This is a genomic window from Bacillus sp. CH140a_4T, from assembly GCF_008923725.1.
Taxonomy (GTDB): Bacteria; Bacillota; Bacilli; order Bacillales; family Bacillaceae_G; genus Bacillus_A.
The window spans coordinates 166,150-191,162 of record NZ_WBPF01000019.1; the positions used below are offsets into that span (position 1 = coordinate 166,150).

The window sequence follows — 25,013 nt, forward strand, 5'->3', positions numbered from 1 at the left end:
AATATATAATGATAACATGTAATTTTTTTGTCAATTATGCATTTTTACATATTCACTACTTCTAAAGATTTAATCATAAAAAACAAGAGAACTTCAGCTTATATAATAAGCTGAAGTTCTCTTATTTCTTAACAAAAAACACCCACAAAAACTCCTCTTACAGTTCCTTACATCTATTTCCTTACTAATTCATTTAGAGCTTTTCACATAACTAATTGCCTGGCTTCCCATTTGCATCCATGCCTTTTCAAAGTTTTCTCTCGGCACTTTTACATCTAGGCTATCATCGAGAGGATCCCGAATATATACAAATTCTTCATCATATCCAATCATTACAACACAATGTTCATTATACGTAATAGAAACATCTCCGCTATTTGTTTCCCATGTAGTAAATTCATCTTCATCTAATGGCGCAAATGTTGCATTCGTAATCATAACTACCGGTTGTCCTGATTTTACACTCTTATAAAGTTCTTCTATACTCTTCCCTGTTAAGTCCACAGCTTTATTAGGTAAATACTTTTTCGCTAATTGAAAAAGTGGTCCGTGATATACACCATATCCAGATTCAGAAAAGGTATAAATATTTCCTACAAATCCTTCATTTGGATTCCCACGTACACCATCGTTCATAAAATCAACTTTCTTTATTTCATTTGCTAATTTCATCTTATCCACTGTAATGCCTGCATATTGTAACATCATCGCTAAGCTAGTCACTTCACAGCCTCTATCTAGCTCTGGTAATTGCTGAATTAAAGGTACATTCGATAAGATGACCTTTTCATCATTATTACTAAAATCTGCTTCTTTTCCGCTTTGTATATTGAAGAATGTTAACTTCTCCACATACTTTATAATTCCATTTGTATATACATTCCATGCTGCTATAGCTAGTAATACCATACATATATACCACTTCCATCTCCGTATCACTCTCACGCCCTTTTTAGTTCGTTAAATAAGAATAAAACGCGTCAGCATCCGTACGAATCACCGGTACAAAATTGAGTTCTTTTCCTTTTTCAGGCTGATCTTTTTTTATTTTTTCGGCTAATTCTTGAACATTCATATTCGTTTTATCCATATTAAGCTCATCTGCCATTTGTAATACTTTTTGCTCATTAATTTCTTTTAATACTTGATATATATCTTTACCATACAAATCAATATGATATTGTTTTGCTTCTTCCTGTACTTTTTGTTCGTACACTTCTTGTGCTAACTTCTCTATCTCTTTTCCTTTTTGGGAAATACCTAACTTCCCTGCTTCCTCTCTTACTTTCGTTCCATAGATTTCTTCCTCAATATCCTCTATTTCTTTTCCATTTGTCAAAATGCCAAATTTATCCGCTTCATCGTTAATTTTAATCGTATTAATTTGATTAATTAAATTTACAATCGTTATATTCTCTATAGATATGCCTAGCTTTAACGCTTCTTGCTTCACTTTTGTTTCATAGATTTCTTCTGAAAGAGTTCCAACGTCTTTTCCTTCAATCGAAATTCCTAACTGTTCAGCTTCTCTTCCTACTTCCGTCTCATGAATTTCTTTTTCTAGCGTAATTTGTTCTTTCCCTTCCGTTTCAATACCTAGATTCTCCGCCTTTTTTTCTGTATGCACCGCATGTATCTTCCCATTATTTAATTGTTCTTTACTGCGCTGCGTGTAATTTGTCTTTCCTTGTGATGTTTCAGAAGGAGAGGCACCCCCTAATATGCTTAAGCTCATTACTCCAATAGTGAATACCGTCATCATTTTCTTTTTCAACATTAATTCCTCCCTCTTACACTTTCTTTTCCATCATTCCCTATACATAATCGAAATAACATTATGATCGATATAATCTGCTCAAATACCTTTTTATAATCGCTTCTTCATAGGGCGAACTTTCTGTATATCATACATGTTATAAATAGTTTCTTAACTTTCCCTTAAAAAAAGACGACCTTGTAAAAACAAGATCGTCTTCTCACTTATATTCTTTGGTTTTTAGGGAAATTCACTTCAAAACAAGTACCCTCTCCCCATTTGCTCTCTACTAATATTTTCCCATAATGCTTTTCTACAATCCAATTTGCGATTGAAAGGCCTAATCCCGCTCCTTCTGACGCACTTCTCGCTTTATCACCTTGATAAAAACGATCAAATAATTTTGGGATGTCCTCATCTTTAACCCCTATCCCGTCATCTTTCACTCGTATACGAATTGAGCTGCTCGTTTGCGTACAATCGATTTGAATATGCCCGCCCCCATTTGTATACTTCATCGCATTATCTAACAATATGACCATCATTTGATGGATTCGCTCTCTATCACCCATAAATGATATGTCATGCTCTGCTTTCAATATCATCTCTTTTTCTTGATAGGAAGCAATCTCTTTATATGGCTCTACTATTTCTTCTAACAATGTATCCATTTCAAATGTTTTCTTATCCATCTCAATTTGATTAGAATCCGAACGTGCTAACAATAATAAATTAGCTACAAGCTTAGATAACCTTCTACACTCCTTTGAAATCGTAGAAATATCCATCGCTTTTTCTTCTATTGTCGCAGATGGTGACTGAAATAATATGTCTGTCTTGGATTGAATAACTGCAAGTGGTGTCCTTAATTCATGCGATGCATCCGACACGAATTGCTGCTGTTTTTCCCATGAATTTTGAATGGGTACGAGCGCCCTGCCAGCTAAGAAAAATCCAATTCCTATTGCACATAAACTTCCTACGCTACAACCTATAACAAGAATTAAAAATAAAGTATTTAACATGTCTTTTTCAGCTGTTATATCGCGTACAATTTGAACTATTTTTCCATCTTGTTGAAATGCAAATGTCCTAAAATATAGTCCTTGCACTTCTATATCTTGCAAAGTTCCTAATTTCTTTGGCGAAAACTTTCCTAAATTGTCTTCAAAGATCAAACGTCTTTTGCCGTTTTCAACACCTATCTCCACTGTGTTTCCACTCCAAGTTAACTCCATTATCCTCGGATCCCCAATTGGAGGATATCCCCTCATTTTTTTAGGTAGTTTTTTATCATTTGCATTCTTTCTATGCTGAACGGCTTTTTCTATCGATTCATTTACTCCACTATAAATCCGCTTATATGTGTACGAATAAATGATACTACCTAATACACCTATCAAAATGATAAATACTAATGAATTCAATATAGTCAATCGAATGCGCGTCTTCTGAAACATACTTCCCTTCTTCATTGTTCTTTTAATATATATCCAATACCTCGAACGGTTTGAATATCTTTCTGGTAACCGAATGGCTCTAATTTTTTACGTAAATGATGTACATATACTTCTACAATTGCTACTGTCGTATCTGAATCAAATCCCCAAACACGATCAAAAATTTGTTCACGCATTAAAATCTTTCCGCTATTTTGAACAAGGTACTCTAGAAGCTCATATTGTTTTAATGTTAGCTTCATACTTTGTCCATCTACTTGAACGTCTTTATCTTTTCCGAACAGTTCAATCCCTTTATAACGAATAGTCTGCTTTGTTGTTAAACTACCGCTTCGTCGTAATAAAGCACGAATTCTCGCTTTTAACTCTGGAGCCTGAAATGGCTTAACGATATAGTCATCCCCGCCAAAATCCAACCCTTTCACGCGATCTTCTAAAGAATCTCTCGCTGTCAAAAATAGGACTGGTGTTTCAATCTTTTCATCACGTATTTTTTGAATCACTTCAAAACCGTCCATTTCTGGCATCATCACATCAAGCAAAATGGCATCATATATATTTTGTAACGCTAGAAATAATCCATCTTCTCCATTCAATGCTGTATCTACTTCAAATTCATCGCGTAATATTTGGACAATGGACTCTAATAAAGAAGCATTATCTTCTACTACGAGTAAGCGCATATTCTCACCTTCCGCCATATTGTTCAATTCTATTTATAATTATATTTTAACGTTTTTCTCAATATAAAATTAGGAAGATTTATTATAAAAGCTCTTCCTTAAATTTTGCTTAATAAAAAGTTGAAAGAAATAAGACTCCTCTCATCTCTTTCAACTTTTTACTGCGTATACCTTTTGACTCGGCAATTCTAAACAATTTAACTGACCACCATATACAGCACCGCCATCAATCCCTATAATACGATTGCTCCCAAAATACACGCCACAATTTTCACTACCATGAAGCGTTTTTGTTTCCGTATGGCCAAATACAACAACCTTTTCCCCGCTATATCCATTATGAAACTCATTACGAATCCACATTAACGTATATGGTTCACATTCAGAAACTCGTCTCATTGGCTCAACACCAGCATGTACAAATATATACTCTTCTGTTTCAATGTAAGGATCTAATTCTTGAATAAACTTTACATGTTCATCTAATACACGCGATTGTAAAATCGGTTTTTGGAAATTCCCCTCATTAACCACAATATCTTCTTCTACAAATCCATAACTATATAAAGTCTTATCTCCACCATTTCTTTTTACCCAATGGTTCCATGAACGTTCCTCATCCGTCGTTAACGCCTTAATCATCATATCTTCATGATTGCCCTTTAGAACGAGGGCTCCCTCTTCTTTTAACGCTTTTACCTTTTCAATTACTGCACGCGCATTTGGACCACGATCCACATAATCCCCTAATAAAATTAATTGATCCTTTCTTGCATCGTATTGAGCTTCTTCCAATAACTGTTCGAACTTTTCTATTTCTCCATGAATATCACTAATAACAAGAATTCTTTTCATATTATCCCCTTCTTTCTAAACCACTCTCTTTCTAATTATAGTTCAAAACAACAGAAACTTCTGAACTCATATTTATTACAAACAAAACGATTATCCTTACAACAATGTAAGTCTCTTGTCATCCAATTCGATAGTTGCAATTGCTATATTTCCTTATACTGAAAGTAAGAAATGAAACAAAAAAACAAGGAGAGATGAGACATGAAAAAAGTGATGGAAGTTGTAGTAGCAGTGGCAGAGGTTTTCGTAAATGGCAAACAAGTTGCAATGGAGTTAAACAAATAATGAAAAGGACAAGATTTATTCTAGACCCTTTACTCATATAAAAGAGATAAGACTTCTTCATTTTTTTGATCCCTTGTCTCCTTGTAAAGAAAGCCGTATCCTTTTTCAGGATACGGCTTTCTCTTATTACCATGTTTCATTTACACACTTTATTATTCCTTTTACTATGTATCTATCCCCTCAAATAATTTTTTCAAAACAAAAATCCCATTTACATACACATTACTGAATCCATCATACGAAATGACTTCTTCATTCTGTCTATCTAAATGGGATTATTTCATACTTGTTATTCCACCGGTTGTGGTTGTGGCTGTATTACTTCATTCGCTCCAGCTACCCTCAACATATTTGCAATATCTTTAAAACCTCTTTTTTCAGCATATTGCAATGGCGTAATATTTTCCTTATTGGCCATATTTACATCTGCCCCGTGGTCAATAAGTATTTGAATTACTTTCTTATGATTTTCACTACCATTTCCTAATACGATTGCTTCTACTAAAGCTGTTCCACCACGAGCATTTCTATAATTCACATCAATATCTGTATGCTCTAACAATTCTTTTACGACCTCTACATGGCCACGTTCAGATGCAGAAATGAGTGCTGTTCCACCTGATTTAGTAATTTCTTTCGTATTAACCCCTGCATTAATTAGTAGCTTTACAATGTCTGTATATCCTTCTCTACTTGCATAAAGAAATGGATTGCTTTGTTTCTCATCTTTACTTTCCATATTAGCACCTGCACCAATTAACGCTTTAACTGTCTCTACGTGATTTTGATACGTTGCTGCAAGGATAGGCGTTTCTCCGTTGTCACCTTCTACATTTATATTGGCTCCATCTTGAATCAGCTTCATAGCCGTTTCTGTGTCTCCAAGAGTCGCAGAAAGTAGCAACTGTTTGTCCATTAAATTTATACTTTTTTCTTCCTTAGATTCTTCCTGTTCTTTATGCTTTTCTTTTTTCTTTTCGTTTTTCACATGAACCGGTTTCGATTCTGGCTCCTCTTGCTTATCGCAAGCCACTACCGTCATTAAAAGTCCTAATAACATACATAATAAAATTTTTTGTTTTCTCACAACTACAGCTCCTATGAAAGATAATGTTTTCTTAACCATTCCTCCATCACATACAATAACTCTTCTTGATTACATTTATCCATAAGCCCTTTATATTCCTTCTTTAATCGGATTATCTAAACTTATACCTATGTTTCTCAACCTATATTAGCGAAGCAATTAGTTTAGCACGATTTTACCGCATTTGTATACATTTCTAAAAAGTACATACATGATTGCTTTAGGTTACTATATTCCATTGTAACCGTTCTTCTAAAATTTTTACACCTTTTCTATATTTGCACTTGAGTAATACTAAAAAAAGACAACTATGATAGTTGTCTCTTACTAGTATTAATGATGACCACCGTGATTTCCCTTTTTCGGATTCCCCATCATCTCTTTATTCATTTCCCATTTATGCTCTGCTAGCTCTTTATATGAAAGAACTTTCCCTTTATAGTTAGACACGAAGCTTTCCGCATCCTTTTTATTTTCAAATGAAATGACATTATAAGACATCGGTGTCGTTATTGTTTTATCATATACGTAAGTCGCATCTTCTAATGAAATCCACTCTTTCGAATCATAATCTCGAACAAATTTTTCTTTCGTCTTTTCACCTGGATTAATCTCCATCCATTTATACATACAACCGATATCATCAAACTTTAACGCTTTTCCATTTTCTAAAATAACTTCTGTTGCAAATTGATTATCCATTACCCCAATTTGGCAAATATCACACTTATCATGTTTCTCATCAATTGCCACTGCCTCTGCTCGTTTCTTACCACATCCTACTATTGTAAAGACAAGGAATAAGCATATAGCAAGCATCGCATACTTTGTTCTCATTTTATTTCCTCCCTAACCGTATCTTCTACAAGGAGCATATCAAAAACTTGTGTGCGATTTGTGAAAAAACAATGTGGCTTTTGTAATATATGGAACAAAAAAGATGTGTAGTCATTTCTACACATCTCTCATCATTCACAACCTGTAATTAATAAATCGTCTTCTAACTTAACTAATAATGTATCTGTATGAATTTGCTGCCCAACAACTACATTTACTAATCTTATATTTCCACTGATACCGATCGCAACTTTTTCAAGTTCACCGTTATTTTTTTGGATCATCATTAATTTTTCCCACTCATATACGTAAGAAGATTCATTAACAAAAATCTCCTCTACTTTTCCTTCATAAGAGCTATAAATCTCTTCCATTCTCGTTTTCATATAAAATCTACTCCCTATGTCACACTTCAATATTTTCATCTTATTCTACCATTCTTACGGATGGCGGCTTACTTTTTAAAAAATTCAAATTAACTACCGTGAACAAAATGACCAAAATAAAAATTATGCTTCTAATGATGTTATTTTTCAAATTATTTACCATTTGAATGAATGATTTTATGATAAACAAAAAACATTTTTCTGAATTTTCATTCCATTTTGAAAGCGCAATCATTTTTGAGGGGGAGATTACATGTTAGCACTACTTGGATTTACGATGGTACTTGTCTTTATGTTTTTAATTATGACGAAACGTATGTCAGCACTAGTAGCATTAATATTAATTCCAATTACTTTCGCATTAATTGGAGGCTTCTATGCAGACATGGGACCTATGATGTTAGAGGGAATTCAAAAACTTGCACCTACCGGTATTATGCTTATGTTTGCTATTTTGTATTTCGGAATTATGATTGATAGCGGTTTATTCGATCCTGTCATTAGTCGGATTTTGAAATTTGTAAAAGGAGATCCTTTAAAAATTGTTGTTGGTACAGCGATTCTTACGATTATCGTTTCATTAGATGGGGATGGAACAACGACATATATGATTACTGTTTCCGCAATGTACCCACTATATAAACGCCTTGGAATGAATCCACTTATATTAGCTGGGGTTGTTATGTTAGGGGCAGGAGTGACAAACCTTACACCGTGGGGCGGACCGACAGCTCGTGTTATGAGTGCTCTTGGACTAGACGCATCAGAGCTCTTTACACCACTTATACCAGGAATGATCGCGGGTGCCATTTGGGTCGTTTTCGTTGCTTACTACCTTGGCAAAAAAGAAAGAAAACGTCTAGGAATTATGGATGTACAATATTTAAAACAAATGCAAACGATGGATGAGCAAGCTGCAACAGTAGAAGCTGCTGTTCATAAACGCCCTAAACTTCTATGGATTAACTTTTTATTAACTGTTACCTTACTTGTCTGTCTCATACTAGAAGTTATGCCGTTACCTGTTTTATTTACAATTGCTTTCGCTATTGCTGTTATGCTTAACTATCCAAACTTAGAACAACAGAAAGAACGTATTGCTTCTCACGCAGGAAACGTATTAGCGGTTGTTTCTCTCGTATTTGCCGCTGGAGTTTTCACTGGTATTTTATCAGGAACTAAAATGGTAGATGCAATGGCTCAAAGTGTAGTCACTCTTATACCAGACGCTCTTGGACCACAACTACCAATTATTACAGCTCTTCTTAGTATGCCGTTCACATTTTTCATGTCCAATGATGCATTTTACTTCGGCGTATTACCTATTTTAACGAAAGCTGCCGCTGCTTACGGAATTAGTGCAGCTGAAATGGGACGTGCTTCTTTACTCGGTCAACCTGTTCACTTACTGAGTCCCCTCGTTGCTTCCACTTATTTATTAGTCGGTATGGCAAAGGTTGATTTTGGTGAACACCAACGATTTACGTTACTTTGGGCTGTTGGAACGACAATGGTGATGTTGATTACTGGAATTGTAATTGGGATTATTCCAATATAAGATAAACAACAGTAGAGGACATATACCCTCTACTGTTGTTTATTATGAAGAAACAAGAAAATACCGTCTCTCTGGTCTCCCTACACTCCCATATATAAGCTCCGCATGAACTTTCTTTCCAGATATTAAATACTCTAAATAACGCCTCGCTGTTGATCGGCTCACCCCAACCATTGAGCTTAACACTTCTGCCGTAATACCTTCTTCATCAACTGTTAACATATGCTTTTTTATTTTTGCTAAAGTTAAAGGATCTATCCCTTTCGGGGCATATTCTATGTCATTTCCCTTTACGCCTCTTTGAGACCATAAATGTTCAATTTGCTCTATAGATAATTGATTAGTTTTCTTTAACTGCACAATCTTTTTTTGGTAAATTTCCAAACTCGCCTTAAATCGATCAAACATAAGTGGCTTTACGATATAATCTGTTACTCCGCCTCGTAAAGCGTGCCTTACTACATCTGTTTCCGATGCAGCTGTAATCATAATAATATCTGTATCATGTAAATTATGCCTAATATACGTGACAAGTTCCGTTCCTTGCATATCAGGTAAGTACACGTCTAATAAAACGAGCTGTGGCTTCACAAGGTCTAGCCATTCTTTCGCTTGTTCTCCATTCGTTGCTGTTCCAATTACTTTAAATCCCTCAACCTTTTCAGTAAAACGCCGATGAATGTCCGCAATGCGAATATCATCTTCTACAATCAATACTTCAATCTCCTCACCCATCACAATTCGCCTCTCTCTTTTGGTAATGCAATAATAAATAATGCACCACCTAAATCCCCTTTTTCGATTGCGATACTTCCATTTAAATCTTCCACTAACTCTTTCACCTTTGCTAATCCATATCCTCGCTTCCCACCTTCTTTCGTCGAGAAGCCTTTATAGAATATGCTAGTAATGACTTCATCATGAATCCCTTGTCCTGAATCTTCCACTTCAATTACTATTTCTTCTCCCATATCAGTTACAAACATTCTTACCTTCTTATCATTCTCTTCATTTCCTTCAATCGCTTCAAATGCATTCGTAATTAAATTTCCTAAAATAGAAACGACATAATTACTCTCAATGTGCGGGCTTAATTTGTCTAAGCTACTTTCTCGATCTAGCACAAAATCAATCTTCAACTCTCTTGCTCTATTATAGAATCCAATTAAAATTCCACCTAACCACGGATTTTGAATTCGCTTCATAATAAATTGAACAAAATCTTGATATACCGCTGTTTCTTTATGAATAAGCTCTAAAGCGTCTTCATATGATTCTAACTGGATAAGACCTGAAAGCGTATACAATAAGTTGTTATATTCATGCGTTTGCGCTCGTAATGCCTCTGTATATTGCTTCGTTTGAGATAATTCTGCTGTTAACTGATCCATTTCAGATTTCAAACGTAAGCTCGATACAACTCCAGTTACTTTATTCTTTACTTTAATAGGTAGACGGTTTGCAATAACAGCCTGCCCTTTTATATTTAATTGACGATCAAACTGCTCTTCACCAGTTTGAAATATATCTAATATCGTCGAATTAGGAATTACATTTAAAATAAATTCTCCAATAATATTTCGTTGTTCATCTAGCGAAAGAATATCATAAGCTGCTTGATTGACTAAACTAATCATACCATTTTGATCAATAACAATAATCCCTTCACGTACAGATTGAATCACTGTACTATGTTCTTCATATAAAGATGAAATTTCTTCTGGCTCCATCCCAAACATCATTCTTTTTATACTTCTCGCTAAATATATAGAACCCATTACCCCCATTAAAAGACCTATTATTGTAATCCAAAATACACGCTTTCCATACACTTCTATCGCTCCATGAATATCATCCATTGAAAATCCAACAGACACCACGCCTATAATTTCATTTTCCTGATTACGGATTGGAACTTTGCCGCGTAATGAAGGTCCTAATGATCCAGTTGCTTTCGAAACATAAGATTTTCCTTCTAATAGAACTCCTTTGTTATCTCCACCAACCATTATTTCTCCTATTTTATCTCGCTTAGGATGTGCATATCGAATCCCCTCTTTGTTTCCAACTACAATAAAATCAGCATCTGTATCAATTCGAATTTTTTCTGCAATTGGCTGAATGATAGAAGCTGGGTTTTCTTTTTGAAAAGCTTCCTTTATTTCAGGTATAGCAGCAACTGTTTTCGCAACATGCAAAGCACGTTTCCCAATTTGCTCTTCTACCGTTTCAGACAATATGTAATAAAACAAATAACTTGTTAACAGAAGTACAACTAAAATAAGGGTACTAATTGTTAATGTAATTCTCGGTTGTAGTTTTAATTTTTTAAATTTCAAAACCATTCCCCTAACATGATTAAAGATAGAATTTAACGAAAATACAGTCTTTTATATTTACACCTAATCATAACACGGTTACTCTATATTTCTTTCTTTTTCTCTTCATAAAAAAAGAAACGAAGTACAATTACTACCTCGTTTCTTAACATTTGTTATTACACTTTAAACTTTCCAATCATCTCTTGTAATTCTTCTGCCATTTGCGATAAATGAACTGCTGCTGCATTAATTTCATCTACTGAAGCTAATTGTTCTTCTGAAGAACCAGCAATATTTTGAACGCTTGCTGCATTTTCTTCAATCGTAGCTGCAATTTCATTAATAGATGCACTAACTTGTTTTGCATCTACTGTCATTTGTTTCGCTACTTCTACCATACTATCAATTTGTACAACTGTATCATCTGTAGACTTCAATATTTCAGCAAAGCTTTGCTTCGTTTCATTTGCAACTACAAGCCCCGATTGTACTTCTGTTCCAACTTGCTTCATAGAACTTACCGTTTCTTTTATGTCAAATTGTATCTCTTTTACTAGTTTTCCAATTTCCGTAGAAGACTGTCCTGATTGTTCTGCTAACTTTCGCACCTCATCTGCTACAATTGCAAATCCTCTTCCTTGCTCTCCCGCTCTCGCAGCCTCAATTGCAGCATTTAATGCTAATAAATTTGTCTGCTCTGCAATATGTTGAATTACCTCAAGGATTGCTCCAATTTGTTTCGACTTATCATCTAGCAAAACAATAACTTTATCTGATTGTGAAACAGACTCATGGATTAATTGCATTTGATTCACCGTTTGTTCAACTAACTTCCCACCATCTTCAGCCTTTTTCTTCGTATACATAGATGCTGTGGACACTAATGAAGAACTGTCTGCCACACGTTGAATTCCTTCTGTAACTTCTTCTAATAATGTTGCGCCTTCTTCGACTTCTTTCGTTTGTATTTCCGCTCCACTCGACACTTGCTCTATCGCTTGTGTAATTTGTTCCGTTGCTTCACTCGTCTGCTTCATACTAGCTGTTAATTCTTCTGAAGATGCCGCTACATGACCTGCCGAAGTATTTATATTGGAAATGACATGCTGTAATGATGCTGCCATCTCGTTAAAGCTTTCTCCTAGCTGTCCAATTTCATCTTTAGAATGAACTGCAATAGATTCTGTTAAATCGCCTTCACTAATCTTTTTCGATGATATAACAAGTTGTTTTAACGGATTAATAATAGAGGCAATGATGAAGTAAATTAAAATCCCGCCAATTATTAATGAAATACCAATAACAGTTATCGTTTTATAGAAAATAGGTTCAGCTGCTTCAATAATTTCTTTTGAAGGCATAACTCCTGCTATTTTCCATCCCGTTTTCTTATTCGTTTTAAAAGTAATATTACGGTCTTCACCCTCTAATGAATAATGAAAATCACCAGATTCCTGTTTATAAAATACCTTACTAAGTTTCTCTTCTAATTTCTCTCCTGGCTTCATTTTTGGATGTGCTACTACATTTTTATCTTGATCAAATATTGCTACATACCCTTCCTTACCGATATTAACCATCTTGGAAGTAGTAACAATATCATTAATTATTAAGTCAATCCCAAGAACGCCACTTTTATCCTCATTTTGTTTCGCTAGTGTAATAACAATATTCCCTGTCGTCTGTGACTTATATGGAGCAGTTACAATTACCTCTCCGCTTTTCTTCACTGCTTCTTTATACCAATCTCTTTCTGTAGGATTATATCCGTCTGGCATCTGAATAGCTGGTGATTGAATAAACTGTCCATTACTAGATCCTGTATAGATTGCTTCCATTTCTGGATGTAATTTGTTGTATTCTTCTAGTTTATTTTGGATGTTTTGAATTTGGTCTGCTTGGTAACTTGAGTGTGTGAATAATTTCGTAAAATAAGTTGCATCTACTTTTTTACTATCCAATTCCTTGTTAATTACATTATCCAAAATTTTTATATTATCTTTCGCCGAGTTTACAATCGTTTCATTAAAATTCGTCTTGGCCTGCTGATAAGACGTCAAACCAATTACAATACTTGGAAGAATTAAAATAATGATAAATGATACAAGTAACTTTGTTTTTAAACTACTACTCCTTAATTTCCCTTGAAACATATTTCTACCCCTCCATACCGTTTTAAATGTAATTGTTTTACATTTAATTTCTTTATATAAATCATACGATTCAAATGTATCAACTCTTTCTCTATTGAAGAGTTGATACATACCTTTTTCATTCTATATAAATTAAATAATTAAAACAATATATAAAAATGTATATTATTCGAAATATTATAATTCACAGAAGAACCTCTAGTATCTTACTTACTAGAGGTTCCTCCCACTTTACTACTCTTTATCTTTTTCTACTTCTTTTTTCGCATCTTCTACTACAGATACAACAGGTTTATCGTTTGATAATTGTTGTATCGCTCCTTTTCCTGCAAATCCTTCTAATAACTCTTTTAAATCAATGCCAGAAGAAGCTTTTAATGTTTCTTGCATCGTTGCCATTAAATCAGTCGCATAACCTGCAACTTTTCCGGCACCGCTATTTTTACCACCGCCGCCTGTATCGACAACTGTAATTTTATCAATGTTGCTAAGTGGGCTTGCAACTTCCTTCGCATAACTTGGAAGCATGTTAAGAACCATATCCATAATTGCCGCTTGGCCATATAATTCAAATGCCTCTGCAATTTTTTGTTTCGCTTCTGCTTCTGCTAAACCTTTTAACCTAATAACATCTGCTTCCGCTGTACCTTGTGCTTTTTGTACTTCTGCTTTTGCTTGACCTTGCGCTTTTTCAATTTCCGCCTTCGCTAAACCTTCTACACGTACTTCTTCCGCACGAGCTCTCGCTTCAGCTTCAATCTTATATTGATCCGCATCTGCTTTTTTAATTTGTTTTACTTTTTCTGCTTCCGCTGATTGCTCAACAGCATAGCGATCTGCATCTGCTTTTTTCTTTACTTCTGCATCATATTGCTTCTCACGACGCGCAATCTCTTTTTCTTCTAATTCAATTTGTTTCTCACGCTCAATGATTTTAACGCGCATTTGCTCTTCTGTAACACCTTGTTGCGCTTTTGCTTGTTGTAATTCATAGGAAAGATCTGCATCTGCGCGAGCTTGTTCTTGGTCTCTCTTATAAGATTGTACTTTTAACTCTTTATGTTTTTCAGCTTCAGCGATTTGTGCATCACGTTGATACTCAGCTTCTTTCGCTTCTTTCTCAGCACGAGCTTTTTCAATTCGCGCCTCTTTTTCACGCTCTGCATTTGCAACTGTTGCATCACGCTTAACCATCGCAATTTGTGGCTGACCAAGTGCATCTAAGTAACCGTTCTTATCCATGATTTCTTTAATTGTAAAGGAAACGATGCGAAGTCCCATCTTCTTTAAATCTGTAGAAGCTACTTCATGTACCTTTTGAGCGAATTGCTCTCTATTACTATAGGCATCTTCTACTGTCATAGAAGATAAAATAGCACGTAGATGACCTTCTAAAACTTCTTTTGCTTCTATTTTCAACTCTTCTGTTTCTTTTCCTAAATATTGTTCAGCTGCTGTAGAAACTTCTTCAATGGTAGATCCTACTTTAATAATAGAAACACCATTTACTGTAATCGGTACACCTTGTTTCGTATACGTATCACGTGTTCCCACTTCTAATTTGTAGTTTAATAGACTTAAAGGCTCTGCTCTTTGCATAATCGGAACTACGAAAGTACCGCCACCACGAATAATCTTAATCTTCTTTCCATCATCAGTGGTAACTACATTTTTCCCGCCACCAAGCCAGTTTCCAGTAACAATTAATGCTTCATCTGGTCCAACTGTTCGATACTTTGTAATGAATACTAAAATGAGTAGAATTAAAATTGCGAGTAATACTCCACCGATAATTAATGGAATCGTCATGTAAATTCCCCCTTATAATTTTGGTTTCTTTAAAGAATAAGCGATGTTCTGTACAAGTAAAACACCATCTTGGACTCCCTCGATAATAACTTCCGTTCCTTGTGAAATATCTTTCTTTCCAACTGTTTTAGCTAGGATTGCATTGTTTCCAAATTGGGAGGAAATTAATACTTCACCAAACCCTTCTATAGGAATAGCCGTAATGACCTCTCCCTTACAACCAATGAATTCATCCATACGCTGCACAGTGTTTTGTTCTGCTTCTGCAATCGGCTTTAAAATTAATATTTTCATTATGAAAACACCAATAAAGGATATAGCAAATGCAGCCCCAAAAATAAGAATGCTATTAAAGGAAAATAAATATTCTCCTATATAACTAAGTCCACATAACATGGCGAAAAAACTAAGTAATAAAGTAACAACGGATACCGATCCGCCTCCAAAACTAAATATGGATTCAAATATATCTCCAAAAAAGATATAAATAACAGTGAGTATAGTAGCAATAATAAATCCGTATAAATAAATTGTTTCAAGTGGATAACCAAACAAAGCCATTTCTTATCCCCCTCTCTTAAACAATTCCTTTTTTGTTATGTTTATGCCCCACCTCTTTCAAAGATTATAGTTCTTAATTTTCAGTTATTTACCCTTTAAAGAAAAGCCTGTAAGACAGGCCCCTAAAAAAGAACAGGAGAAACCTATTGTGACAGGCTCCTCCTAGTAAATAACCGATATATTATATATCTATATAATATACTATTTTCCACAAAAAGTAAAGTTAAACATACATTGGAAAAGCACTTATTTTACTGATAATTCGTACGTTCCATCGCCATTATCATATTTATATACATACAAATAATACTTACCTGGTTTTGCATTAAATTTTGCCTCTATATGATTTCCATTAGCTTGACCGTAAGCGGCATAATTTTGCATATCTGATTCATGGTGAAGCACCCATGTCATCCCGATTCCATACTCATTTAAAACGGAAATATCGATATTTTTCGTTGATGCTACATTAAATGTATAAACATCGGTGTGATCTCCGCCGATAAGGCTACCTTTTATAGTAGTGTTTAGCCCAATACGATTCGCTTCCTCTGGACGATTATTTGGTTCTAATTCTGTTAAACTTCCATCTTTAATCGTAACAGTGGTTTCGTTTCTGCTCTCTTTACCTTTATCATCTTTTACTCTTAACGCTACTTTATAAATTCCTTCTCTTTCATATGCATGTATTGGATTAACTTCTGCACTTGTGCTGCCATCTCCAAATTCCCATAAATAAGAAACAATTTTTCCATCTTCATCATTTGAGCCATCACTTTTAAATTGAATTCCTTCTTTTACAAGCCCATTATAAGGTCCATTTATCTTAACCGTTGGAGCTTTATTTTCTCCATCATCTTTTGCGATACCGTGGAAGACTACATCATATTCAAATTCATTTGAACTATTCACACGATAATTGACGAAGTATGCTGTAACAGTTTTGTAGCCACTCCATTCTTTTTGCGCCAGTTCTTCTATTGCTTCATTTACTCGTTTACTCATTTCATTCCAGTCTTCTGATTCACCTTTTGTTACACTACCTGTAAATGTGCCTTCTAATGTAAATGTATTAAAGAATTGGGAGCTATGTTTTGTCATTTTTGCCTCTTTCATCGGCAACGTATCACGAATTTCTTTCTCTACTGCTGTTAAAGATTTTGGTGCATGTTCAGCTAAATAATCATCTGCTACTTCCGGTACATTATATTTATCTTGATTATCAATTAACTGTTGCATATACTCTTGATACTCTTTATTTAGTTTAGAATCTTTACTTAAATTCTCACGATAGGCATCATAATTTTTCACGTCATTTGCACGAATTAAATCTTGAATTTTATCAAATGTTTCAAATTGATGTGTATATAAATAAGATTGCAATGCGAACGAGTAATTATAGAAATCCCAAGAACCATATTTAGCAAATAATGTGCGCTCTGCTGTATAACGGCTTGCAGGATCAGATGATAATCCACTAATGATGCTCTTTCTCGGTACTACATTATTTGTACGAGTAGATCCTGCGAAAAATTCTGCATTTCCTTCTTGGAACCAAGTTAATCTCTCATTTTGATACATATCTCCTCTTCCAAATAAACCTGGCACTTCAAATCTACCTTGAAGATAATGAGTAAACTCATGACGGAACAGCTCTTCTAGACTATAAATACTTTGTTCTGGCGTACGCTCATATGTAAAGAATGTACCTGTTTCTTCTATATAAATGCCACCGTTGTTTGTTTCATATCCATACAGTTGTCTATTTAACTGGTACTCCTCTGGACTGTTATAAATCACAATCGTTAATACATCATCTGCATTGCCTGGCTCTAACGCTTTGTCATTCCCAATTACACGATGATACTGTGCTTTTACTTCCTTTGCAGCCCAGTATAGTCTCTTAATTTTTTCTTCTGATACTTTATCTCCTGTTTTAAACACAATAGACCCATCGTCGAATGTATACGTTTTTGGTAAGTACTGTTCTTTTCCTTCCTTACGTATCGTCTCTAAATCTACCGTATTACCGCTATAATCTTTTCCGTTATAATTTGTCGTAATTTGTTCTACTGCAACAAAATACGGCTCACTTAAACGCGGATACATATGCATTGCTTGTGTAACAACCTCTAAACCTTTATTTGGATTACTATGAAACTTACCTAAACGACTAGCAAAATAAATTCCATTATTAACGAGCCACTTATTTTCTGGTGTTACTTCATTTAAAAGAGCAATACGATTTATTTCATTAATAAATCCATCTATTTTCCCGTACCACATTGTATCTTTTGCCTCTTTACGAGTTTCAAATAAATAAGATTGCATATCATAATCAATACCTTGCATCATATCGTATACAGCTTGTCCTTTCATACGATCGTCTACATACGTATGAAGATTATCATTGTATTGTTTTAAAATATTCGATGCGTATTGAACCGTTTCCACATCACTTGAAGCATTACTAATTAATTTACCGTATGCAGATATGACTGCATCTTGCTCATATGTACCAAGCTTAAAGTTTGGATTGGTTGCAATTGCTTTTAAAGCAGGTAAACATTTATCCTGGAAGCTTCTCTCATTTAAATCACTTAATTCATTATTGTAAAATGCGAGATAAAAAGCTGAACGTAACACTTCCGTAAACGTTTGAATTCCTTTTGAATCATCTTTCGTAAACGTACTACCTCGGTGAGCTAATTCATCTATAACCGCTTGCATTTTCCCTTTGTCTTTATAAAAAGCCTTTGCATCTTCATTGAACTGGAATAAGTCTGTAATTTGATTCCATTTAATACTTCCTAGCGTTTCAACCAATTCTTGATTATTCATTTTGTTTAAATCAGCCATTGAATAGCTTTCTTTAATTTGCTTTACTTCTGAGCTCTTCATAATAGATGCTGGTCTCTGTGAAAAGTCTCCTACTTTTAACCGTTCTTTAAACGATAATGTCTCCTCTGCTTTAGAAACGTGCCCAATCTCATCTACTGGCTTTTCGATTCCAACCGGTTTCGAATGCAATACATTATATGGTACCTTTTCTTCTGCTGATACATGAGTTTGAATTGCCCCCAGTGATAGAGCCATTGTACTAATACTAAGCATTACTTTATTAATTGTTGATTTCTTGTTCATATCCTTGCCCCCTATTCAAATATTCCATTCACGAATTTAACATAAAATCTAGATGTAACAATGTAAAATGCAATATTTCATATTATTTCTTCTTACATTTTGTACATATCGTGAACAACCTTCCCTTTATCTAACCTCCAATAGTTATGAATCTATAGCGATTAAACAGTCATTTCACACGTATCAAAAAGAGAATTTTTTGACAATTAAACCTTTAATTGTTATGATTAATATAATTGTTAACTTTATTAAACAAAGGTGGGATTCTATGATAAAAAAAGAAAACAGTGTATTTTATATCTCCTTCTTGCTAACAACGTTATTCATCATATGGGGAATTACCCCGGCAAGTTGGATACAAGGCTATGATTTACAAAGCGTTACATCTTCTTTAAACTCATTTATCCTCAATAAATTTGGATGGTTTTACTCTCTACTTATGACCACAATGATTATTTTAGCCACGTATTTAGCATTTTCTAAGTACGGTTCTATTCGTCTTGGTAAGGATGGAGAAAAACCAAAGTATAGTTACCCATCTTGGCTATCCATGTTGTTTGGGGCAGGAATGGGAATTGGACTCCTCTTTTATGGAATCGCTGAACCGATTTCACATTTTACAGATCCACTAACAGGAAAAGCAGGTACAGAGGAAAGCGCCAAGCTTGCTATGCAATATTCATTTTTCCACTGGGGTCTCTTTCCATGGTCACTATACGCAATGGTTGCTTTAACAATTGCATATTTCACATTCCGCAAACAAAAAGGTAGCACAATTGGGGCTACAGTTACTCCATTATTTAATCGATCGAAAAATTCTCCTATCGGAAAAACAGTGGATATTTTAGCTGTTTTAGCCACAGTATTCGGTATTGTGCCATCTGTTGGGATTGGTGCTCAACAAATCGCCGGAGGATTAAGCTATTTATTCCCTTCTATTCATAATACTTTATTTACTCAGCTCGTACTTATCGCCATCTTCGCTGTTTTATATTTAACAAGTGCACAAACAGGCTTAGATCGTGGGATTAAATATTTGAGTAACTTAAATTTCTCTCTTGCAGGTATATTACTCGTCTCCTTTTTACTTTTAGGACCAACTGTATTTATTATGAAATATTTCACATCTACACTCGGTTCTTATATCGGAGCTTTACCTAGTATGGGATTAAATTTAGGCGCATTTAATGAAAAATCTTCTTCTTGGATTGAAAACTGGACTATTTTCTATTGGGGATGGTGGATCTCTTGGTCTCCATTCGTCGGTACATTCATCGCCCGTATTTCTAAAGGACGCACAATAAAAGAATTTATTTTTGGAGTTGTATTAGTCCCAACTCTTATCTGTACATTTTGGTTTGCAGTATTTGGCGGTACCGCTATCCATATGGAAATGTTCCAATCGCTTGGCATAGCTGATGAAATCGCAAAGAATGGTACAGAGATTGGATTATTTGCTGTTATTTCACACCTACCATTCTCTACATTTTTAACGATTATCGGGTTAATTTTAGTAGCCACATTTTTCGTTACTTCTGCCGACTCGGCAACATTTGTTGTTTCAATGCAAACGAGTAACGGAAGCTTATCACCGAAAAATAGTTTAAAACTTATATGGGGATTAACAATCGCGATAATTGCAGCTCTTTTATTACAAGCTGGAGGGTTAAATGCACTACAAATTGCAGCTATAATCGCAGCTCTACCATTTTCTATCGTAGTCGTTCTTATGATTACTTCGCTCTTTAAAGAGCTACGAAAAGAAGATGTTAATTTGCAAACGAAAGAAGTTCCGAAAAAAATAAAAAAAGTTATGTAACGATTAGCACCTCTTCTAAAAGGAGCATTCGTTCCTCAAATTAGTCCTGCATCCCTTATTACTGAGGGCGGCAAAGTAAATGAAGTAAAAGCCCATTCGTATGAAATATACTTTTCATACGAATGGACTTTTACTCTATTATATAGTGTTGTAAACATGCTTTCTCCACAAAGCCTACTTTCTTGTACAACTTCATCGCACCATCATTATTCTTATTTAAACATAGTTCTATCTCTCTCATCCCTTGGAACGAGAAAATATACTGAATTGCAGCTTGTAATAACCGCTCTCCGACACCTTTTCTTCTACTATTTTCAGCAGTTGAAATAAATTCGATATTCGCTTCTTGAAACTCCGGATTTACTTCAACATATACGTAACCTTCTAACTTATCATTCTTCATACTTACAAATAATTTATTCGTATCACTTAAACGTTCGATAATTTCATTTCCTTCATAATATGTATTAGGAAAAACATTATTGTGTAAAGAGATAAACTGCTTAAATACTTTTGGTAAAGCTTCTTCTACATTACATATACTACGTTCTTCCACAAGATTATGGCTTAAACTGAAAATACTATGTTGATCTTGTTCTTTTGCATGTAAATCCTTCATTAAGCCGGCACAATTATTATTCTCCACATTATAAAAACCATAAAACTTTTCAATATGGAAAGGCATCTTTTCGATAAGTTCCTTCCACATATGTAAAGCTACTTCTTCCCAATTCGCTGAAAGAATAAATGGTCCCCATATTTCGGCACATTTCTTTACTTCATCCACATCGAATCCTAATACACCTATTAAATTATTATTCTCATAAGTAGCAACAAAAGATTGTTCCCATCCTATATCCGAAAAATCATGAATAATTGTCTGTAACAACTCCTCTTTCTCATCTCCACAATAACCAACATGATGAGTAGCATCTTTATTCATATTCGCAATAAATGCTGCCACCTCTTCAATTTTCAAAATAGAACTAACATGCATAACCTCTCCTCCTTCTCTAATACATTTACACTTTTTCCATTTATATCCTTCAAAAAAAGACATTATCATAAGCATATTTCAAAATGAAATCGCCATAATAATGTCTTCTCAAAAAATCATATAATTATTTTACGTTATAGCAAGATAAAACGTTTTTATTTCTTAAATAATTTCTTTCTAAATACAAACATACTTAATGCTGAAAGAACTAATGCTAGGCCACCAAATAAAGGTACATTATTTTCTTGTCCACCTGTTGCTCCTAATGATTTCTTACTTTCTTCTTGCTTATTAACAGCTGGTTTATTTTCTTTCACGTTTTGATTCTCTATTACTTTTTCTTTCACAACCTGATTGTTCATACTTTGTTCTTGAACTGCTACTGATTGATTTACTGCGTCTTTTGAACCTTGAATTTCTTTTACTTCTTTCGGTCCTTCAACTTCTTTTGTTGGCTCTTTCACTTCTTCTTTTGATTCTTCAACTTCTTTTGACGGTTCTTTTACTTCTTCTTTTGATTCTTCAACTTCTTTTGCTGGTTCTTTTACTTCTTCTTTTGATTCTTCAACTTCTTTTGTTGGTTCTTTTACTTCTTCTTTTGATTCTTCAACTTCTTTTGTTGGTTCTTTTACTTCTTCTTTTGATTCTTCAACTTCTTTTGTTGGTTCTTTTGGCTCTTCTTTCGATCCGTCAACTTCTTTTGCCGGCTCTTTTACTTCTTCTTGCGCTACTATATTTTGCATAACTGTTCCACTGAATAATAGAGATAGACCGTGATAATTTCCATTTAAGGAGAACGCATAAACTTTTTCTCCTGGAGTTTTCCATACGACTGTTCCTCTATCAGTAACGATACCATCTGTACCCTTCAGTTCAATATCTTCAAAGATTTCTCCCTCTAAATCGTAGATAGGAATTTGTATTTCTTGATTCATTTGTCCATCTTCTAAAATAATTTTCTGATTTTTAATATCAATAAACATCCATTGAGCCAATTGAATGATTGGTCTTACATCACGAATCTCATTTCCAGCCAATTTCAAACTAAGTAAATCGAGCATAGAAGATAAAGTAGAGATATCTTGAATCTTATTATCAGATAAATTTAACCACTGTAGGTTTTTCAAGTTCGCTAATGGAGAAATGTCTCGTACTTTATTGCCCATCATTTCAAGCTTATTCAATTTGTTAATTTTACTAATTTCCTCTAAACTATTGATTTCATTATGATTTACTAACAACGTATCTAGATTTTTCAATTGATGAATTCCATCAAGAGCAGCATGATCAAGTTTATTATTTGATAAATCGAGAGTTTTTAATTTCTGAATCTTAAATAGTTCTGGAACATTTTTTATGCTGTTATTGCTAACATTTAATTTTTCAAGATTCTCTAATGAATGAAGTGGTTTCATATCCTCAATTTGATTATTGGATAAATCTACTAACTTTAAACTTCTCAAACTCGAGATAAATTCCACATTTTTCACATTAACATTTTTTAATGTCAATTCTTCCATATTTATCATAAATTCTAATCCAGAAAAATCTGTTATTCCCTCTTTTTTCCCATCTGTAATTTTCAAAGTCTTAACTGTTAATAAATCTTCTTTCGTTATAGGGGTATTTACATTTTTGCGTTCAAAATTATGTTTATTCATGTATTGTCTTAGTTTCATATCTTGAATTACGTTAGAGCTTTCTTCTCGTTTTTCAACGATATTTTGTATTACCCTTCCGTGGAACCTTATCTTGCTTTCCCCAGCATCCATCTTAAATTCATACGTTTTTTCTCCAAGACTATTCCACTTTATTTCTCCGTTCGTAATACTTCCGCCTTCACTCTTCCACTCAATATTTTGAAGTGCTGCCCCATTTAAATCATACACAGGAATTTTCACTTCATCATTCATATACGCTTCATCTAAAAAGACTTTTTGTCTTTGAGCATCAATCTTAATTCGTTTTCCTAATTCTTGAATAGGCCTTATATCACGAATCTCATTTGTTGCAAGTTTTAATTCATATAAATGAGTCAAATTACTAAGTGATGATACATCCGAAACATAGTTTTCCTCTAAATTAAGTGATTGTAAGCCAGTTAGTTTAGATAACGATGCAATATCTTTAATATCATTATTTTTAAGATCAAGTTCCACAATACCACTCATCTGACTAATCGGTTCAATATTTACAAGCCCGTTACTTCCTACTCCTAATGTCCCTAACTTATTCATTTGCTCAATGCCTGTAAGATCAGTAATTTTATTATTGCTTACATATAACTTTCTTAAAGAAGAAACATTATATAAAGGCTTTATATCACTAATTTTATTACCTGATAAGTTAATTGTCCTAACCTTTTTAAGTTGACTTAATGGAGTAACGTCAGTAATTCTATTATTTTGTAGCTCTAGTATATCCAATCTTTCTAAGTTTACAAACGGCTCAACATTTTCTATTTTATTAAAAGATAGATCAACTACTTTTAAACGTTTTAGTTGTGAAATAGGAGCTATATTTCGTACATCAGACCCTTGTATTGTTAGTTTTTCTAGATTTTCCATATACTCTAATCCCTTTAGACTCTCAATTCCTTGACCTGCATATATATTTAACTCTTTAATTTCTTTTAAATCTTCTTCAAATATTGGCTCATTTACATCTTTTCTATTTAATACGTTTTTATTAATTACTTGCTGTAATCGTTTATCACGTATTACATTTTGTGTATCCTCGATTTGTTCTTCGTCATCTTCTTCTATATCACTTTCTACAAATGTTCGCATATTCACTTCAAATTGAATTTGGAATTCCTTATCGTACCCTAAAGTTGGAATTAAAATATGCATTTGCATATTATATCTTTTTCCTAACTCACCTACTTCAAATTGAATAACTTTCGTTCCATGTTTTCTTTTATCTTCTGAAAGCACCTTTACATCATGGAACACACCTAGTTCTTTACTATCTTCAACTTTCAGATAGTCAAAGAAATCACTATCTTTTAATGTTGCTGTAATAATTCTTTTCCCATTTTCAATCGTCAGCTTTGGATCTTTTATATATACAGTTGCATATGACTCTTCATTTGAGTTATCTTTATAGGCCTTAATTACCGCATCAAAAACATGTTTTTTTGGACTTTGTGCAACCATATTCTCTGTAGCAGCAGTAGCTGCTAAGACAGGTGTAGCATAAACAGCAAACGGCAACGATAATGTTGCCGCCACTAACATTGCATTTATATGTTTTCTTTTATTTTTTTTCAACTTTACATCTCCTCCAAAATATATAAATCT

Annotated in this window: 18 protein-coding genes and 1 pseudogene; 2 read left to right on the forward strand and 17 right to left on the reverse strand. The window is 34.0% G+C overall.

Annotated features, from left to right (window positions below; all coding sequences use genetic code 11):
* Positions 1–189: 189 nt before the first annotated feature.
* The 8 genes from F8162_RS20990 to F8162_RS21025 form a co-directional block, all read right to left on the reverse strand.
* The gene (locus tag F8162_RS20990; RefSeq protein ID WP_151635583.1) at positions 190–939 is read right to left on the reverse strand and encodes a C39 family peptidase; all 750 of its coding nucleotides are present in this window, start codon (positions 937–939) and stop codon (positions 190–192) included.
* Positions 940–952: 13 nt separating this feature from the next.
* Entirely contained in the window at positions 953–1,774 is an 822-nt protein-coding gene (locus tag F8162_RS20995; RefSeq protein WP_151635811.1) for a transporter, read from the reverse strand.
* A 206-nt stretch (positions 1,775–1,980) separates the two neighbouring features.
* Entirely contained in the window at positions 1,981–3,231 is a 1,251-nt protein-coding gene (locus tag F8162_RS21000; protein ID WP_318826082.1) for a HAMP domain-containing sensor histidine kinase, read from the reverse strand.
* Entirely contained in the window at positions 3,228–3,899 is a 672-nt protein-coding gene (locus F8162_RS21005; protein ID WP_001238626.1) for a response regulator transcription factor, read from the reverse strand. Before F8162_RS21005 ends, F8162_RS21000 begins: the two co-directional genes overlap by 4 nt.
* 150 nt (positions 3,900–4,049) lie before the next feature.
* On the reverse strand, positions 4,050–4,754 hold the full coding sequence (locus tag F8162_RS21010) for a metallophosphoesterase family protein (RefSeq protein ID WP_151635580.1): 705 nt from the start codon (positions 4,752–4,754) through the stop codon (positions 4,050–4,052).
* A 574-nt stretch (positions 4,755–5,328) separates the two neighbouring features.
* Positions 5,329–6,165 (reverse strand): ankyrin repeat domain-containing protein, encoded by an 837-nt coding sequence (locus tag F8162_RS21015; RefSeq protein ID WP_225990170.1) that lies wholly within the window; start codon positions 6,163–6,165, stop codon positions 5,329–5,331.
* A gap of 294 nt (positions 6,166–6,459) precedes the next feature.
* Positions 6,460–6,963 (reverse strand): nitrous oxide reductase accessory protein NosL, encoded by a 504-nt coding sequence (locus tag F8162_RS21020; RefSeq protein WP_151635578.1) that lies wholly within the window; start codon positions 6,961–6,963, stop codon positions 6,460–6,462.
* A 131-nt stretch (positions 6,964–7,094) separates the two neighbouring features.
* Complete coding sequence (locus F8162_RS21025; RefSeq protein WP_151635576.1) at positions 7,095–7,349, reverse strand: hypothetical protein; 255 nt, start codon at positions 7,347–7,349, stop codon at positions 7,095–7,097.
* A gap of 253 nt (positions 7,350–7,602) precedes the next feature.
* Between F8162_RS21025 and F8162_RS21030 the strand changes: the two genes are divergently transcribed.
* Positions 7,603–8,907, forward strand: a complete 1,305-nt coding sequence (locus tag F8162_RS21030; RefSeq protein ID WP_151635574.1) for a CitMHS family transporter — start codon at positions 7,603–7,605, stop codon at positions 8,905–8,907.
* Positions 8,908–8,949: 42 nt separating this feature from the next.
* Here the strand turns inward: F8162_RS21030 and F8162_RS21035 are convergent, their stop codons facing one another.
* The 7 genes and pseudogenes from F8162_RS21035 to colA all read right to left on the reverse strand — a co-directional run bounded on the left by F8162_RS21035 (position 8,950) and on the right by colA (position 18,895).
* Positions 8,950–9,642 (reverse strand): response regulator, encoded by a 693-nt coding sequence (locus F8162_RS21035; RefSeq protein ID WP_151635572.1) that lies wholly within the window; start codon positions 9,640–9,642, stop codon positions 8,950–8,952.
* Positions 9,642–11,252: a sensor histidine kinase gene (locus F8162_RS21040; protein WP_151635570.1), complete on the reverse strand. Its 1,611-nt coding sequence runs from the start codon at positions 11,250–11,252 to the stop codon at positions 9,642–9,644. Before F8162_RS21040 ends, F8162_RS21035 begins: the two co-directional genes overlap by 1 nt.
* Positions 11,253–11,404: 152 nt before the next feature.
* Complete coding sequence (locus tag F8162_RS29470; protein ID WP_413226578.1) at positions 11,405–12,352, reverse strand: methyl-accepting chemotaxis protein; 948 nt, start codon at positions 12,350–12,352, stop codon at positions 11,405–11,407.
* 42 nt (positions 12,353–12,394) lie between these two features.
* Positions 12,395–13,492 (reverse strand): annotated as a pseudogene (locus F8162_RS29475) (cache and HAMP domain-containing protein); the annotation flags it as partial.
* Positions 13,493–13,615: 123 nt separating this feature from the next.
* The gene (locus F8162_RS21050; RefSeq protein ID WP_151635566.1) at positions 13,616–15,190 is read right to left on the reverse strand and encodes a flotillin family protein; all 1,575 of its coding nucleotides are present in this window, start codon (positions 15,188–15,190) and stop codon (positions 13,616–13,618) included.
* Between the two features lie 12 nt (positions 15,191–15,202).
* Positions 15,203–15,751, reverse strand: coding sequence for an NfeD family protein (locus F8162_RS21055; protein WP_151635564.1), 549 nt, complete (start codon positions 15,749–15,751; stop codon positions 15,203–15,205).
* A 246-nt stretch (positions 15,752–15,997) separates the two neighbouring features.
* A complete protein-coding gene (gene colA / locus F8162_RS21060) occupies positions 15,998–18,895 on the reverse strand; it encodes a collagenase ColA (RefSeq protein WP_151635562.1) in 2,898 nt (965 codons plus the stop codon).
* 268 nt (positions 18,896–19,163) lie between these two features.
* Here colA and opuD point away from each other — a divergent pair, with 268 nt between their 5' ends.
* The gene (gene opuD / locus F8162_RS21065; protein WP_151635560.1) at positions 19,164–20,714 is read left to right on the forward strand and encodes a glycine betaine transporter OpuD; all 1,551 of its coding nucleotides are present in this window, start codon (positions 19,164–19,166) and stop codon (positions 20,712–20,714) included.
* Positions 20,715–20,844: 130 nt separating this feature from the next.
* Here the strand turns inward: opuD and F8162_RS21070 are convergent, their stop codons facing one another.
* Positions 20,845–21,711 (reverse strand): GNAT family N-acetyltransferase, encoded by an 867-nt coding sequence (locus F8162_RS21070; RefSeq protein ID WP_151635558.1) that lies wholly within the window; start codon positions 21,709–21,711, stop codon positions 20,845–20,847.
* A gap of 155 nt (positions 21,712–21,866) precedes the next feature.
* Positions 21,867–24,983 carry a leucine-rich repeat domain-containing protein gene (locus F8162_RS21075; protein ID WP_151635556.1) on the reverse strand — a complete coding sequence of 1,039 codons (3,117 nt, stop codon included), beginning with the start codon at positions 24,981–24,983 and terminating at the stop codon, positions 21,867–21,869.
* Positions 24,984–25,013 lie beyond the last annotated feature (30 nt).

Coding starts and splice junctions, on each gene's coding strand:
- F8162_RS21025 (WP_151635576.1), bottom strand. CDS start 7,349: ATGAAAACGAGAATGGAAGAGATTTATAGCTCTTATGAAGGAAAAGTA.
- F8162_RS21005 (WP_001238626.1), bottom strand. CDS start 3,899: ATGCGCTTACTCGTAGTAGAAGATAATGCTTCTTTATTAGAGTCCATT.
- F8162_RS29470 (WP_413226578.1), bottom strand. CDS start 12,352: ATGGCAGCATCATTACAGCATGTCATTTCCAATATAAATACTTCGGCA.
- F8162_RS21035 (WP_151635572.1), bottom strand. CDS start 9,642: ATGGGTGAGGAGATTGAAGTATTGATTGTAGAAGATGATATTCGCATT.
- colA (WP_151635562.1), bottom strand. CDS start 18,895: ATGAACAAGAAATCAACAATTAATAAAGTAATGCTTAGTATTAGTACA.
- F8162_RS21030 (WP_151635574.1), top strand. CDS start 7,603: ATGTTAGCACTACTTGGATTTACGATGGTACTTGTCTTTATGTTTTTA.
- F8162_RS21015 (WP_225990170.1), bottom strand. CDS start 6,165: ATGGTTAAGAAAACATTATCTTTCATAGGAGCTGTAGTTGTGAGAAAA.
- F8162_RS21010 (WP_151635580.1), bottom strand. CDS start 4,754: ATGAAAAGAATTCTTGTTATTAGTGATATTCATGGAGAAATAGAAAAG.
- F8162_RS21020 (WP_151635578.1), bottom strand. CDS start 6,963: ATGAGAACAAAGTATGCGATGCTTGCTATATGCTTATTCCTTGTCTTT.
- F8162_RS21070 (WP_151635558.1), bottom strand. CDS start 21,711: ATGCATGTTAGTTCTATTTTGAAAATTGAAGAGGTGGCAGCATTTATT.
- opuD (WP_151635560.1), top strand. CDS start 19,164: ATGATAAAAAAAGAAAACAGTGTATTTTATATCTCCTTCTTGCTAACA.
- F8162_RS21055 (WP_151635564.1), bottom strand. CDS start 15,751: ATGGCTTTGTTTGGTTATCCACTTGAAACAATTTATTTATACGGATTT.
- F8162_RS21040 (WP_151635570.1), bottom strand. CDS start 11,252: ATGGTTTTGAAATTTAAAAAATTAAAACTACAACCGAGAATTACATTA.
- F8162_RS21050 (WP_151635566.1), bottom strand. CDS start 15,190: ATGACGATTCCATTAATTATCGGTGGAGTATTACTCGCAATTTTAATT.
- F8162_RS21000 (WP_318826082.1), bottom strand. CDS start 3,231: ATGAAGAAGGGAAGTATGTTTCAGAAGACGCGCATTCGATTGACTATA.